The following is a 14693-nucleotide window of genomic DNA, read 5'->3' as shown; positions in this document are numbered from 1 at the left end:
GGGGTTACTCGGCGCCGAGACCGGCGTCGTCGACGGTGCTCTCACCCTCGGCCGCGAGGACCTTGTTCAGGAGCGTGAGGTCGTAGATGCCCTTCAGCAGCGGGTCCTCCAGCAGACCTGCCTCGACCGCGTGCCGCGCCTCGGTGTCGAGGGTGGCGGCCAGCGGGTCGTCGGTGAACCGGATCGACGTCCACGCCGGGTCCAGCACCTCCGCGGGCAGTTCCTTGCCGGAGTCCGCCTTCAGCTGGGCGTTCGCCGCGGCCTTCGCCGCCTCCGGGTCGGCGTTGATCCACTTGTTGGTCTCGACCGACGCCTTCAGCACCGCCTCGACCGCCTCGGGGTGCTCCTCCAGGAAGTCCTGCCGCACGATGATGTTCGTGATCACGAACTTCCCGTCCGGCCACAGCGTCGCCTCGTCGAGGAGCACCTTCGCGCCCTCGGCGACCAGCTTGGACGCGGTCGGCTCCGGCACCCACGCGCCGTCGATGGAGCCGGACCGGTAGGCGTCCGGGGTGACCTTGTTGTCGGTGCGGACGACCGACACGTCGCCCTTGCCGCTCTCCGCGTCGACCTTCCAGCCCTGCTCCGCCACCCAGTTGAGGAAGGCCACGTCCTGCGTGTTGCCGAGCTGCGGGGTCGCGATCCTCTTGCCCTTGACGTCCTTCAGGGACGTGATCCTGTCGGGGTTCACGACGAGCTTCACCCCGCCGGACGCCGAACCGCCGATGATCCGCAGGTTCTTGCCCTCGGCCCTGGTGTAGCCGTTGATCGCCGGGGACGGGCCGATCCAGCCGATGTCGATGGAACCCGAGTTCAGGGCCTCGATCTCGGACGGTCCGGCGTTGAAGCTCTGGTACTTGGCCTGGGTGGCGCCGAGCGCCTTCTGGAAGAAGCCCTTGTTCACGCCGACGAGGGCGGTCCCGTGGGTCAGGTTGGCGAAGTAGCCGATCTTCACGGAGTCGAGACCGTCGATCTTCTCCGCCCCGGCCGCGACCTTCTGGGCGGATGCGGTGTCGTCCGCCTGGGAGCCGTACCCGCAGGCGGCGAGGATCAGCAGCGGGAGCGCGGCCAGCACCGCGAAGGCGCGGCGCAGGCTCGATGAGGCAGGCACGGGAGGTGTTCCTCTCGGTGGCCCGGCGGTCACGGTCTCTCAGGTCGTGGCCGGGAGGTCGGCAGGTCGTCGCTTGCGGCGGTGGGGGGTGCGGGCGCGCGGGCAGTGCGCGTACGTCACCGCCCACATCGCGCGACCCCGCCCTGCCCGCTGCCGCGGGCGCCGCTGCCGACGCGGCCGCCCTCCTTCGCGAACGTCGAGAAGTAGTCGGTGGAGTTCATCCTCAGAAGTCCCACCCGTCGTCCTCGGAGTGGTCCTTGACCGGCTCAGGGGAGGCGAACGACTCGCCCACCATGCCCGCGGTGAGCGTGGTGCCGTCGCTGGGGTCGATCAGGATGAACGAGCCCGTACGGCGCGAGTCGGCGTAGGAGTCGACCGGCAGCGGCTCCGCGGTGCGGATCTTCACCCGGCCGATGTCGTTGGCGACGAGCTGTCCCGGGTGCGGGTGCAGGGACAGGTCGTCGAGCGTGAGGCGCGACGGGATGTCCTTGACGATCGCCTTGACCGTGCGGGTGCCGTGCTTGAGCAGCACCCGGTGGCCGACGGTCAGCGGCTGGTCGGCGACGTGGCACACGGTGGCCTCCACGTCCTGCGTGGTGGCCGGCGCGTCCTTGCTCGGCACGATCAGGTCGCCGCGCGAGACGTCGATGTCGTCCGCCAGCAGCACGGTCACCGACTGCGTCGTCCACGCCACGTCGACCGGCTCGCCCAGCAGGTCGATCCCGGCGATCGTCGACGTCCGCCCGGACGGCAGGACGGTGACCGCCTCGCCGACGCGGAAGGTGCCGGCGGCGATCTGGCCCGCGTAGCCGCGGTAGTCGGGGTGCTCGGCGGTCTGCGGCCGGATCACGTACTGCACGGGCAGCCGGGCGTGGCAGTGCGCCAGGTCGTGGCTGACCGGGACGGTCTCCAGGTGCTCCAGGACGGTCGGGCCGCCGTACCAGTCCATGTGGGCGGACGGCTCCACCACGTTGTCCCCGGCGAGCGCCGAGATCGGGATCGCGGTGACCTCCGGCACGCCCAGTTCGGTGGCGTACGCCGTGAACTCCTGGGCGATCGCGGCGAACACGGACTCCTGGTAGTCGACCAGGTCCATCTTGTTCACGGCGAGCACGACGTGCGGGACGCGCAGCAGGGCGGCGATCGCCGCGTGCCGGCGGGTCTGCTCGACGACGCCGTTGCGGGCGTCGACCAGGATCACCGTCAGCTCGGCCGTGGAGGCGCCCGTCACCATGTTGCGGGTGTACTGCACGTGGCCGGGCGTGTCGGCGAGGATGAACCGGCGCCGGGGCGTGGCGAAGTAGCGGTAGGCCACGTCGATGGTGATGCCCTGCTCGCGTTCGGCCCGCAGGCCGTCGGTGAGCAGTGCCAGGTCGGGGCCTTCCGCGCCGCGGCTGGCGGAGGCGCGCTCCACGGCCTCCAGCTGGTCGGTGAGGATCGACTTGGAGTCGTGCAGCAGCCGTCCGACGAGCGTGGACTTGCCGTCGTCGACGGAGCCGGCGGTGGCGAACCGCAGCAGGGTCGTGGCCGAGAGCTCCTCGGTCGTGGTCGTGCTCATGCTTAGAAGTACCCTTCGCGCTTGCGGTCTTCCATCGCGGCCTCGGAGAGCTTGTCGTCGGCGCGGGTGGCGCCGCGCTCGGTCAGCCGGGACGCGGCGATCTCGGCGATGACCTGCTCCAGCGTCACCGCGTCGGAGTCGACGGCACCGGTGCAGGACATGTCACCTACGGTCCGGTAGCGGACGAGCCGCTTCTCGACGGTCTCGCCGTCCTTGGGGCCGCCCCACTCACCGCCGGTCAGCCACATGCCGTTGCGGCTGAACACCTCCCGCTCGTGCGCGAAGTAGATCTCCGGGAGCTCGATGCCCTCGCGGGCGATGTACTGCCAGACGTCCAGCTCGGTCCAGTTGGACAGCGGGAACACACGGACGTGCTCGCCGGGCGCGTGCCGCCCGTTGTACAGGTTCCACAGCTCGGGACGCTGACGGCGCGGGTCCCACTGGGAGAACTCGTCCCTGAGCGAGAACACCCGCTCCTTCGCCCGGGCCTTCTCCTCGTCGCGGCGGCCGCCGCCGAAGACCGCGTCGAACCTCTCCGACTGGATCTTCTCCGTCAGCGGCAGGGTCTGCAGCGGGTTGCGGGTTCCGTCCGGACGCTCCTTCAGCACACCCCGGTCGATGTAGTCCTGCACCGAGGCGACGTGCAGCCGCAGGTTGTGCCGGGCCACCGTGCGGTCGCGGTACTCGATGACCTCCGGGAAGTTGTGCCCGGTGTCCACGTGCAGCAGCGAGAAGGGCACCGGCGCCGGCGCGAACGCCTTCAGCGCCAGGTGCAGCATGACGATCGAGTCCTTGCCGCCGGAGAACAGGATCACCGGGTTCTCGAACTCGCCCGCCACCTCGCGGAAGATGTGCACCGCCTCCGACTCCAGGGAGTCGAGGTGGCTGAGGGCGTACGGGCTCGTCGTGCCCTCTCCGGCCTTGACGACGGTCGTCACACCAGTCCCCTTTCGCTGAGCAGCGCGTACACCGACGCCGCGGACTCCTGCACGGTCTGGTCCTGCGACTCGATCCGCAGATCCGGCGACTCGGGCGCCTCGTACGGGTCGTCGACGCCGGTCAGGCCGGTCAGCTCGCCCGCCGCCTGCTTGGCGTACAGGCCCTTGACGTCCCGCTCGCTGCACACCTCGACCGGGGTCGCCACGTGCACCTCCAGGTACGCCGTCCCGCTCGCCTCGTGCCGCTTGCGGACCGCGTCGCGGCTGTCGGCGTACGGCGCGATCACCGGCACCAGCGCCTTGACGCCGTTGCGGGCGAGCAGGTCGGCGAGGAAGCCGATGCGCTGGACGTTGGTGTGCCGGTCCTCGCGGCTGAAGCCGAGGCCCGCCGAGATGAACTCGCGGATCTCGTCGCCGTCGAGCACCTCGACGAGGTGGCCCTCCTCGCGCAGCCGGCCGGCCAGCTCGTACGCGATGGTGGTCTTGCCGGCACTCGGCAGACCCGTGAGCCATACGGTGGCTCCGGTCGTCACGTGATTCTCCTGGGTCGCAGTGATCGCATCGGTAACAACATCAGTAACAGCCGGAGCTGTGGACGTCGTGTGAGCGGCGGTGGTCCTCGTCATCCGTGCAGCCCGCACTCGGTCTTCGCCCGGCCCGCCCAGCGGCCGGCGCGCGCGTCCTCGCCCTCCAGGACCCGGCGGGTGCAGGGGGCGCAGCCGACGGAGGTGTAGCCGTCCATCAGCAGGGGGTTGGTGAGGACGCCGTGCTCGGCGACGTAGGCGTCCACGTCGTCCTGGGTCCAGCGCGCGATCGGGGAGATCTTGACCTTCTGCCGCTTCTCGTCCCAGCCGACGACCGGGGTGTTCGCCCGGGTCGGGGACTCGTCGCGGCGCAGCCCGGTCGCCCACGCCCGGTAGCCCTTGAGGCCCTCCTCCAGTGGCTGCACCTTGCGGAGTTTGCAGCACAGGTCGGGATCGCGGTCGTGCAGCTTCGGCCCGTACTCGGCGTCCTGCTCGGCCACCGTCCGGCGCGGGGTGAGGGTGATGACGTTGACGTCCATCACGGCCTCGACGGCGTCGCGGGTGCCGATCGTCTCGGGGAAGTGGTAGCCGGTGTCGAGGAACACCACGTCCACGCCCTTCATGACGCGCGACGCCAGGTGCGCGACCACCGCGTCCTCCATGGAGGAGGTCACGCAGAACTCCCGGCCGAAGGTGTCCACGGCCCACTGGAGGATCTCGAGTGCGGAGGCGTCCTCCAGGTCGCGTCCCGCCTGCTCGGCGAGCGCCTTCAACTCCTCGGTGCCGCGGTCTTGCTGAACCGCCGTCATATCCGGTCCCCTCCCGTGTCGGTGCGCTGAACGCCCCGGGCCAGCAGCCCGAGGAACTTCAGCCGGAATGCGCGGTTGCACGCACCGCATTCCCAGGCGCCGTGACCCTCCTCGCTCGGCCGGAGGTCCTCGTCGCCGCAGTACGGGCAGTAGAAGGGCGCCGCCCGCTCGCTCATGAGAGGGCCTCCTCACTCGCGCGGGCCGCCCAGGTGGCGAACCGCTCGCCGTCCTCGCGCTCCGCCTGGAACCGCTTCAGGACGCGCTCGACGTAGTCCGGGAGCTCCTCGGAGGTCACCTTCAGACCACGGACCTTGCGGCCGAAGCCGGCGTCCAGGCCGAGCGCGCCGCCCAGGTGCACCTGGTAGCCCTCGACCTGCTCGCCCTTGTCGTTGAGGACGAGCTGGCCCTTGAGACCGATGTCCGCCACCTGGATACGGGCGCAGGCGTTCGGGCAGCCGTTGAGGTTGATGGTGAGGGGCTCGTCGAAGTCCGGCAGACGGCGCTCCAGTTCGTCGATCAGCTGCGCGCCGCGCTGCTTGGTCTCGACGATGGCGAGCTTGCAGAACTCGATGCCGGTGCACGCCATGGTGCCGCGCCGGAACGAGGACGGCCGGGCGGTGAGGTCGAGCGCCTCCAGGCCCTCGACGAGCGAGTCGACCTGGCCCTCCTCGACGTCGAGGACGATCATCTTCTGCTCGACGGTGGTGCGCACCCGGCCCGAGCCGTGGGCCTCCGCCAGGTCGGCGATCTTGGTGAGCGTGGCGCCGTCGACGCGTCCCACCCGCGGGGCGAAACCGACGTAGAAGCGTCCGTCCTTCTGCCGGTGCACGCCGATGTGGTCGCGCCACTGCTGGACCGGCTGCTCGGGGGCGGGTCCGTCGACCAGCTTGCGGCCCAGGTACTCGTCCTCCAGCACCTGCCGGAACTTCTCCGCACCCCAGTCGGCGACGAGGAACTTCAGCCGGGCGCGGTTGCGCAGCCGGCGGTAGCCGTAGTCGCGGAAGATCGAGATGACGCCCTCGTAGACGTCCGGGACCTCGTCGATCGGCACCCAGGTGCCCAGCCGCACGCCCAGCTTGGGGTTGGTGGACAGACCGCCGCCGACCCACACGTCGAAGCCCGGGCCGTGCTCGGGGTGCACGACGCCGACGAACGCGACGTCGTTGATCTCGTGCACCACGTCCAGCAGCGGCGACCCCGAGATGGCCGTCTTGAACTTGCGGGGGAGGTTGGAGTACGCCGGGTTGTTCAGGACCCGGCGCTTCATCTCCTCCAGCGCGGGGGTGGCGTCGATGATCTCGTCCTCGGCGATGCCGGCGACGGGCGAGCCGATCATCACGCGCGGGGTGTCGCCGCAGGCCGTGACCGTCGACAGGCCGACACCCTCCAGCCGCTCCCAGATCGCGGGCACGTCCTCGATGCGGATCCAGTGGTACTGGACGTTCTGCCGGTCGGTGATGTCGGCGGTGCCGCGCGCGAACTCCTGCGAGATCTCGCCGATGACCCGCAGCTGCCGCGTGGTCAGCGCCCCGCCGTCGATGCGGACGCGCAGCATGAAGTACTCGTCGTCGAGCTCCTCCGGCTCCAGGATCGCGGTCTTGCCGCCGTCGATCCCGGGCTTGCGCTGGGTGTACAGGCCCCACCAGCGCATCCGGCCGCGCAGGTCGTTGGGGTCGATCGAGTCGAAGCCCCGCTTGGAGTAGATCGTCTCAATGCGTGTCCGCACATTGAGACCGTCGTCGTCCTTCTTGAACTGTTCGTTGCCGTTGAGCGGGGTGAAGTGACCCGCGGCCCACTGACCCTCGCCGCGGTGACGGCTCACCTTGCGGCGGGGCGCGGAGGCGGCAGGGTTCTGCGGGGTGGCGGCCATGGTGAATACGTCCTTCGGGACAGCGACGGGGGAGGCTCTGACCTGCGCGTACGCGCGCGCAGGCATGCCTGCGCGTCATTGCGCAGGGGGACTGGAAGGGACTGTCGGCGGTGCTGCTCCGTGGCCCGCGGCCACTGATGGACGCAGCGTCAGCGCGCCGGACAGATGGCGCTGGACATGCGGCCGAGGTCGACGTGCCGCCGACTCACCAAGGCAATTCCAGTTCCAGACATGACGGAAGCGTGTCATGGCGATCTGGACACAGTCCAGCTTCATCCGTCATGTGGACACCCTTGTCCCGAAGAATGAGACAAGGGTGTTGTCGGTCACATGAGCTGCGCGTTCTCTTGTCCGCGCAGGTCAGAGGCGGTATGTCAGGCGGAGTGCGCGCCCGGCCAGGGCCCCGGGGTGGGCACCTCGGCCTCCTCCTCCACCTTCGTGTCGAACAGCTTGAAACCACGGCGCAGATAGTTGTCCATGGCGTACTCGCCGTCCTTGCTGCACGTGTGCAGCCACACCCGCTTGGTCTGCGACAGCGCCGGCCAGCGGTCCGCGAGATCCCAGGCGCGGGCGACACCGTACGACAGCAGGTGCCCGCCGATCCGCCGCCCCCGGAACGCCGGAATCAGGCCGAAGTAGACGATCTCCACGACCCCGTCGTCCTGCGGGTCGAGCTCCACGTACCCGGCCGGGGTGCCCCGGTCGTACGCCACCCACGTCTCCACGCCCGGACGCCCCAGATGCTCCTCCCAGCGTGCGTAGCTCCAGCCCAGCCGGTCCACCCAGCGGATGTCACCGCCCACCGAGGCGTACAGGAAGCGGCTGAACTCCGGCGAGGGCACCTCGGAGCGGACGATCCGGACGTCGCCCTCGGGCGCGGCCGCCGGCAGGAGGTCGCCCGGCGCGGTCTGCTCCAGGGACCACGTGGTCACGGGGATGTTGGTCATGCTCGCCAGGGAATCATCTACTCCGCTGATCTGTCGATCGCGGCCAAGGGCAGCGAGAACAGCACACGGCCGGACTGCGTCCACACCTCACCGGTCGCCGCCCAGTAGGAGAGGGACTCCGTGCCGGGACTCCAGCAGCCGTACGCGCCGTCGGAGCCGCACGTCACGGCCCGCGCACCGTCCGCATCCTGCCGCCACAGCCTTCCCCGCCTCTCGTCCCCGGCGGCCCCCTGCGTCAGGTACCAGGCGTCCTCGTGCGCCAGCACACCCCGCACCCCGGTCGCCTCCGTCCGGTACGCCTCGATCGCCCCGACCCGCCCGGCGGCGTCCGCGGCGAGGAAACCGGCACGGCCGGGCGCCGTGTCGAAGGCGTACCGCCACAGCCGGGCACCCCGGTCCCCGCCGTCGAGGGTCCACTCCCCGGCCACCAGGGTGTCGGGAGCGGTGCTGCGGTCGACGGAGACACCCGTCGGGTGCGGCGCGTCCGGCCCGCCGCCCAGCCGGTAGGAGGCGATCGCCGGCAGGACGTACCGGGCGCCGTGCGCCGACCAGCCGCCCGGCACCCGGCCGACCGCCTCACCGATCACCGTCGCCCGCTGGACACGGTTCACGTCGTAGACGTACAGCGCGGTCCGCCCGCCCTCGTCGGCCGTGACCAGCAGCTTGTCCTGGTACCAGGCCATGCCCGACACGGGGGAGACCAGCCCCCGGTAGTCGCGGCCCCCGTCCACCGGCACGGCGAGCAACGCCCAGGTGTAGGTGAGCCGCTCCAGGTCGCCCGCGTCGACGAACGCCACCCGGGCCGGACCCCGGCCCGCGGCCGGACCGCCGCCGCCGCGCGACCAGCCGGACAGGATCACCCGATGGGCGCCCCACAGCCCGTCGTCGTCCGCGTCACCCGAAGTGGTGACCGCGCCCGGCTGCCACCCCTCGGTGTCGGCGCCGTTCCAGCAGTACGCCCGCGAGGCGGCCGGCGAGACGGGCAGCGCCCACCGCTCCTCGTCCGTGCAGTGCGCCCCGTCGCGCAGGGTGCGGTCCGCGCCGGCGAGCACCGCGCCGACCCCCACCGGCGGACCCATCTCCGCGGCGAGCCGGTCCAGAGCGGCCTGCGGCACCAGGTGCTCCGACAACCGCAGCGCCTCCCTGTCGGCGGAGGCGGTCAGCGGCTTCACCGCCCCCGGACCGTCCGTGACCGTGGCCTGAGAAGCACTGATCATGGTCGCCGCGGCGGTGAGCGCGAGCGCGGTACCGGTCAGGAACGCGCGCACCGCCCTGCCCCGTCGGCGCCTGCGATGTCGGCCACGATGCTTCATTCGTCCTCCCGAGGCGGGCCAACTGCGCCTGACGATCCGTACGTTGACCGAGGAGCAGGTGGGGTGACCCTCAGGGGATGCTACGGCAGTCCGCGCGAACCCGGGACGAAGACCTCGCAGTTGTACGGAACACGCCGTGACGTACGGCGCTACACGGCACGAAAGGGATGACCCGACCGCCCTACGGTACGGAATCCGTCGTCCGCGCCCCGGCCACCGCAGGCGCGACCGAGTGCGGCAACAGATCCCTCGGATCGTCCGGAAGGAGCACCTCCACCTCCGCATCCTCCCGGAACCGGTACGGGCGATGCTCCAAAAGCCCCCCGAGGTACCGCCGCACCCGCGACATCTCCGCCCGCACCGTCACCGTCCGCCCCCCGTCACCGAACACGTCCCCCGCCAGCCCCGCCGCACTGCGCCCACCCCGGTGCACCGCCAGCAGATACAGCAACTCCGCGTGCCGCGGACTGAGTTCGTGCGACCACGACCCCGCCCCACCGGACACCGCCACCGACCAGCGGCGCGGCCGCGTCAGATCCAGCACGATCCGCGTCCCCCCGGACGCCATCGGCTCCGCCGCCCCCTCCGACACCCGCACCAGCCAGCCACCCGCCAACGGCTCCAGCGAGCACAACCCCAGCGCCGGCAGCCACCGGCGCCCCGGCGAAGGCGACTTCGGCAACGCGATCCGGTTCACGTACGGCATCCCCGTCACCGCCGCCGTCCACCCGTACGCGTCCACCACCGCCGCCCGGCCACCGAACCGCGCGAGCACCGGCGCCGCCACCGCACGCAACCGCTCCAGCGACCCCAGATGCAGCTCCCGCAGCCGCGCCTCGGCCAGCTTCGCCACCGAGTCGACCCAGGCCAGCGTCGCCGGATGCATCGTCTCCAACGGCCCGCTCACATCCACCACACCCAGCAGCCGGCCGTCACGCGGATCCGAGATCGGAGCACCCGCACACGTCCACGTCGCGTGCGAACGCACGAAATGCTCGGCCGCGAACACCTGCACCGGCCGGCGCACCACCGCCGGAGTCCCCACACCGTTCGTGCCGACGACGTCCTCCCCCCAGTCCGCGCCCAGCTCGAAACCCAGCCCGTCGGCCTTCCGCAGCACCGGGGAACAGCCCTCCCGCCACAGCACCCGGCCCTCCTCGTCGGCGACCACCATGATGTGATGGGCGACGTCCGCCACCGACAGCAACCCCTCACGCAACACCGGCAGCACCTCCCGCAGCGGCGACTCCTCCCGCCGCCGCCGCACCTCCTCGGCACTCAGCAACCCCGCCCTGACATCGTGATCCGGATCCACGCCGCTGCGCAGCATCCGCTCCCACGACTGCTCGATCACCGGACGCGGCGCGATCCGCGCCCGCTGCCCGGCCAGCCTCGCCTCCCGCACCTCACTGAGCATCCGCGCCGCCCGCGCGGCGTCGACGGCCGCGAGCCGCGGCACGTTCATCGGCGACTTCGCCACTGGGGCCTCCCGCAGGACACACGCACAGAACCGGATGTCAAGCTCCCGACCCGACTGTTTCCGGTCTTACCGAGGGACCCATCTTGCCGTCCACGCAGCACGGAGGGGCACACTCCGGACACCGAGTCCAACACGTTGCAACCCCCTGCAACCCTGGCCAACATCCACCCGATGTTTGAAACTTGTCCCACGCCGTCCCGAGCGGCGTTACTGGCCTCGCAGGGCCATTGCGGCGGGGGTGGTGCCGTGTCGGCGCAGCACCACCCCCGCACCCGCCCCGCCCAGGTCAGGCCACCGGCCGGGCCCGCTCCACGAGCGCCCCGAGATCCAGACTGCGCGGCAACGTCCCGAACGTCGCCCCCCAGTCCCCGCCCAACCGCGACGCACAGAACGCGTCGGCGACCTCCGGCGGCGCGAAACGGACCAGCAACGACCCCTGCAGCACCAGCGCGAACCGCTCCGCCAGCCGCCGCGCCCTCGCCTCAGCACCCTCCAGGTCGGCCAGATCCGTCAGCAGATCCTTGATCGCCGCGTCCAGCCGGTGATCCGCACCCCGCGCCCGCCCCACCTCCAGCAGACACGCGTTCAGCGCCTGCGGCTCCCGCCGCAACGCCCGCAGCAGATCCAGCGCCTGCACACTGCCCGCACCCTCCCAGACCGAGTTCAACGGCGACTCCCGCACCAGCCGCGGCATCCCCGACTCCTCCACGTACCCGTTGCCCCCCAGACACTCCGCCGCCTCCACCACCACCGGCGCACAACGCTTGGTCACCCAGTACTTCGCCGCCGGCACCGCCACCCGCAGCAGCGCCCGCTCCTGCTCACCACCGTCGTCATAAGCCGCCGCCAGCCGCAGCCCCAGCGCCGTCGCCGCCTCCGACTCCAGCGCGAGATCGGCGAGGACGTTCCGCATCAACGGCTTGTCGAGCAGCTTCCCGCCGAACGCCTCCCGGTACGCACAGTGATGCGCCGCCTGCGCCACGGCCGCCCGCATCAGCCCCGCCGAACCCAGCACACAGTCCAACCGGGTCGCCGCGACCATCCCGATGATGGTCCGCACCCCACGCCCCTCCTCACCCACGCGGCGCGCCCACGTCCCGTCGAACTCCACCTCCGCCGACGCGTTCGACCGGTTGCCCAGCTTGTCCTTCAACCGCTGCAACCGGAACACGTTCCGCGTGCCGTCCTCCAGCACCCGCGGCACCAGGAAACAGGTCAGCCCCTCCGGCGCCTGCGCCAGCACCAGGAACGCGTCCGACATCGGCGCCGAACAGAACCACTTGTGCCCCGTCAGCTCGTACGTCCCCTCCTGCGCCAGCGGCCGCGCCGACGTCGTGTTCGCCCGGACGTCACTGCCGCCCTGCTTCTCCGTCATCCCCATCCCGAACAGCACCCCCGCCTTCAGGTGGGCGGGCCGCATCTCGCGCTCGTAGATCGTCGACGTCAGCCGCGGCTCCCACTCGGCGGCCAGCGCCGGATCCGCCCGCAGCGCCGGCACCGCCGCATGGGTCATCGACAACGGACACCCGTTGCCCGCCTCCACCTGCGTCCACACCACGAACCCCGCCGCCCGCCGCACATGCCCGCCCGGCCGCACCCACGCCGCCGTCAGCCCCGCCCCCACACCCTTGCCCAGCAGCCGGTGCCAGGCCGGATGGAACTCGACCTCGTCGACCCGATGGCCGTAGCGGTCGTGCGTGTGCAGGACCGGCGGATACGCGTTCGCCTGGATCGCCCACTCGTGGAGCTGCGCCGACCCGGCCGCCCTGCCCAGCGCGGACAGCTCACTGCGCGCCTCCTCCAGCAGCCCCGGATCGAGATGCCGTTCCACGGCGTCCACCAGGGCCCGGTCGGCGCCGTAGACGTCGTACCCGAGCAGGGGAGGGGGCTGGTTGGTCACGGTGTGCGTGCTGCCTGCCATACCGCGAACGTACCCCCGGGCGCGCCGCTCATGACCACCGGACACGACACGGCCCGCCCCGACGCGCCCCGCGCCCACGGCCGACCATGACGGCACGCCCCACCGAGGTGAGCCGAGCCTCACACGGCGGATACCGTTAGGACGTGCAGCCAGCAAGTCAGTCATCCGAGCGATTCGAGGGCCCCACCGGGCGTCTCCACCGCGCGCGTGCCCTCTACCGCAACGTCTCCAAGCGCAGGACCGCCTGGCTGCTCCTGAAGGACACCGTCAACTCCTGCATCGAGTACCGCATCCTCGGCCTCGCCGCCGAGGCCGCCTTCTTCACCCTGCTGTCCGTGCCGCCCCTGCTCCTCAGCCTCATCGGCCTGCTCGGCTACGTCGACGACTGGACCGGCACCGACACCATCAGCAGCCTCGAGACCAACCTCCTCGAGGCCTCCCGCACCGTCCTCTCCGACAAGGGCGTCGCACAGATCGCCCAGCCCATCCTCGACGACGTCATGAAGGGCGGCCGCCCCGACGTCATCTCCATCGGCTTCCTCTTCGCCGTCTGGTCGGGCTCCCGCGCCGTCAACGTCTTCATAGACACCATCACCGTCATGTACGGCCTCGACGGCGTCCGCGGCATCGTCAAGACCCGCCTGGTCGCGTTCCTGCTGTTCATCGCGGCCCTGCTGATCGGATCCGTCGCCCTGCCGCTGATGGTCGCCGGCCCCGACGCCGTCGTACGGATCGTGCCCTGGTCGGCGACGGTCGTCCAGGTCCTGTACTGGCCGGTCGTCATCGTCCTGTCGATCGCCTTCCTGACCACCCTCTACCACGTGTCCGTCCCCGTCCGCTCCCCGTGGATCGAGGACGTCCCCGGCGCCCTGGTCGCCCTCGCGATGTGGGTGCTCGGCAGCTTCCTCCTGCGCATCTACCTGCAGAACACCATCGAGGGCGCCACCATCTACGGCTCCCTCGCCGCCGCCGTCGCCGTCCTGCTGTGGATCGGCGTCTCCGCGTTCGCCGTCCTCGTCGGAGCCGCCGTGAACGCCGCCATCGACCGCGTCTGGCCCGCCGCCGCCACCGCCGCGGCCCGCGCCGCCAACGAACGGCTGCGCCAGGAGGAGGCCGCCGAGTACGTCGCCCGTCTGGCCGCGGCCCGCGCCCACGAGGACCCCGACGACCCCGACATGCCGTCCGAGTTCCCCGAACGCTGGTCCCGCTTCCTGCCCCCCGAGGACGTCACCGGCCGACTGCGCACCCACGCCAAGACCTCCCCCAAGAGCAACGCCAACGGCACCGGCGAGGAAACCCCACCCGGCGACACCTGACCGCCGACGCCCAGGTCACGCCCAGGTCCCCGCCCCGGCCGCCTCCCTCGCGAACGCCGCGAAGTCGCGCGGCGCACGGCCGAGGACCTGGCGCACACCGTCCGACAGGCGGGCGTTCCGGCCGTCGAGCAGCTCCTCGAACAACTCCACGAGGAAGCCGGCCTCCGCGTCCGGCACCCCGAACCCCGTCAGACGCTCCCGGTACTCCCGGGCCGGCACGCACCGGTACGACAGCTCCCGCCCGGCCGCCGCTCCGACCTCCGCCACCGCCTCGCCCCACGTCAGCAGCCGCGGCCCGGTCACGTCGATCTCCCGCCCCACATACCGCCCGCCCGACACCAGCGCCGCCACCACCACGTCCGCGATGTCCCGCACGTCGACGAACGGCTCCCGCAGACCCTCGGCGGCCGGGAACACCAGCCCCCCGCCCAGCCGCAGCTCCTCCACCAGCGGACCCTCACTGAAGTTCTGCGCGAACCACGCGGCCCGCACGACCGTCCACTCGGCGCCCGACCCCCGCAACGCCTCCTCCGCCGGACGCGCCCGCTCCTCACCCCGCGCCGACAGCAGCACCAGCCGCCGCACCCCGAGCGAGACCGCCTCCCGCGCCACCCCACCGACCGCACCGGCCGCCTCGGGAGAACCGATGTCCGTCGGATACGCCAGGTAGGCCGCGTCCGCGCCCGCCAGCACCCCCGCCCACGTCGAACGCTCCCGCCAGTCGAAGCCCGTGGCCCGCGACGCCTCCCGCACCGCGAGCCCCGCGGCCCGCGCCGCCCGCGCCACACGCCCGCCCGTACGGCCGGTCGCGCCGGTCACCACCACGGTCATGTCCCGCGCCGTGTCCTGCGCCGCGTCCCGTGCCGTGTTCTGTGCCGTGTTCTGTGCCGCGTCGTGTGTCGCGTT

The 14693-nt window shown here is 71.6% G+C and carries 14 protein-coding genes; 1 reads left to right on the top strand and 13 read right to left on the bottom strand.

What is annotated here, in order from left to right; genetic code table 11:
• Window positions 1–4 precede the first annotated feature (4 nt).
• The 12 genes from ACIHAR_RS16810 to ACIHAR_RS16755 all read right to left on the bottom strand — a co-directional run bounded on the left by ACIHAR_RS16810 (window position 5) and on the right by ACIHAR_RS16755 (window position 12471).
• The gene (locus tag ACIHAR_RS16810; protein WP_400020023.1) at window positions 5–1111 is read right to left on the bottom strand and encodes an aliphatic sulfonate ABC transporter substrate-binding protein; all 1107 of its coding nucleotides are present in this window, start codon (window positions 1109–1111) and stop codon (window positions 5–7) included.
• A gap of 223 nt (window positions 1112–1334) precedes the next feature.
• The gene (locus ACIHAR_RS16805; protein WP_400020022.1) at window positions 1335–2669 is read right to left on the bottom strand and encodes a sulfate adenylyltransferase subunit 1; all 1335 of its coding nucleotides are present in this window, start codon (window positions 2667–2669) and stop codon (window positions 1335–1337) included.
• A 2-nt stretch (window positions 2670–2671) separates the two neighbouring features.
• A complete protein-coding gene (gene cysD, locus ACIHAR_RS16800) occupies window positions 2672–3607 on the bottom strand; it encodes a sulfate adenylyltransferase subunit CysD (protein ID WP_365465048.1) in 936 nt (311 codons plus the stop codon).
• Entirely contained in the window at window positions 3604–4164 is a 561-nt protein-coding gene (gene cysC, locus ACIHAR_RS16795) for an adenylyl-sulfate kinase (RefSeq protein WP_365465242.1), read from the bottom strand. Before cysC ends, cysD begins: the two co-directional genes overlap by 4 nt.
• A 65-nt stretch (window positions 4165–4229) precedes the next feature.
• Complete coding sequence (locus tag ACIHAR_RS16790) at window positions 4230–4940, bottom strand: phosphoadenylyl-sulfate reductase (RefSeq protein ID WP_365465051.1); 711 nt, start codon at window positions 4938–4940, stop codon at window positions 4230–4232.
• Complete coding sequence (locus tag ACIHAR_RS16785; RefSeq protein ID WP_365465054.1) at window positions 4937–5116, bottom strand: hypothetical protein; 180 nt, start codon at window positions 5114–5116, stop codon at window positions 4937–4939. The genes ACIHAR_RS16790 and ACIHAR_RS16785 overlap by 4 nt, the downstream gene beginning before the upstream one ends.
• On the bottom strand, window positions 5113–6810 hold the full coding sequence (locus tag ACIHAR_RS16780; protein WP_365465057.1) for a nitrite/sulfite reductase: 1698 nt from the start codon (window positions 6808–6810) through the stop codon (window positions 5113–5115). The genes ACIHAR_RS16785 and ACIHAR_RS16780 overlap by 4 nt, the downstream gene beginning before the upstream one ends.
• Window positions 6811–6959: 149 nt before the next feature.
• Window positions 6960–7043: a putative leader peptide gene (locus tag ACIHAR_RS16775; protein ID WP_310591794.1), complete on the bottom strand. Its 84-nt coding sequence runs from the start codon at window positions 7041–7043 to the stop codon at window positions 6960–6962.
• A gap of 141 nt (window positions 7044–7184) precedes the next feature.
• On the bottom strand, window positions 7185–7757 hold the full coding sequence (locus ACIHAR_RS16770; protein WP_365465059.1) for a GNAT family N-acetyltransferase: 573 nt from the start codon (window positions 7755–7757) through the stop codon (window positions 7185–7187).
• Between the two features lie 17 nt (window positions 7758–7774).
• Window positions 7775–9070 (bottom strand): hypothetical protein, encoded by a 1296-nt coding sequence (locus tag ACIHAR_RS16765; RefSeq protein WP_400020019.1) that lies wholly within the window; start codon window positions 9068–9070, stop codon window positions 7775–7777.
• Window positions 9071–9251: 181 nt separating this feature from the next.
• Window positions 9252–10535 carry a GAF domain-containing protein gene (locus ACIHAR_RS16760; RefSeq protein ID WP_365465245.1) on the bottom strand — a complete coding sequence of 428 codons (1284 nt, stop codon included), beginning with the start codon at window positions 10533–10535 and terminating at the stop codon, window positions 9252–9254.
• 301 nt (window positions 10536–10836) lie between these two features.
• Window positions 10837–12471: an acyl-CoA dehydrogenase family protein gene (locus ACIHAR_RS16755; RefSeq protein WP_365465065.1), complete on the bottom strand. Its 1635-nt coding sequence runs from the start codon at window positions 12469–12471 to the stop codon at window positions 10837–10839.
• Between the two features lie 143 nt (window positions 12472–12614).
• On the opposite strand from ACIHAR_RS16755, the gene ACIHAR_RS16750 reads away from it, so the two are divergent.
• Complete coding sequence (locus ACIHAR_RS16750; protein WP_365465068.1) at window positions 12615–13787, top strand: YihY/virulence factor BrkB family protein; 1173 nt, start codon at window positions 12615–12617, stop codon at window positions 13785–13787.
• A 15-nt stretch (window positions 13788–13802) separates the two neighbouring features.
• On the opposite strand, the gene ACIHAR_RS16745 is transcribed toward ACIHAR_RS16750, so the two are convergent.
• A complete protein-coding gene (locus ACIHAR_RS16745) occupies window positions 13803–14618 on the bottom strand; it encodes an NmrA family transcriptional regulator (RefSeq protein WP_400020194.1) in 816 nt (271 codons plus the stop codon).
• Window positions 14619–14693: the final 75 nt, after the last annotated feature.

It is taken from the genome of Streptomyces sp. NPDC052016 (assembly GCF_044548445.1).
GTDB lineage: Bacteria > Actinomycetota > Actinomycetes > Streptomycetales > Streptomycetaceae > Streptomyces.
Note: the sequence above shows the minus strand (reverse complement) of the source record. Positions and strands in the feature narration are given on the sequence as shown.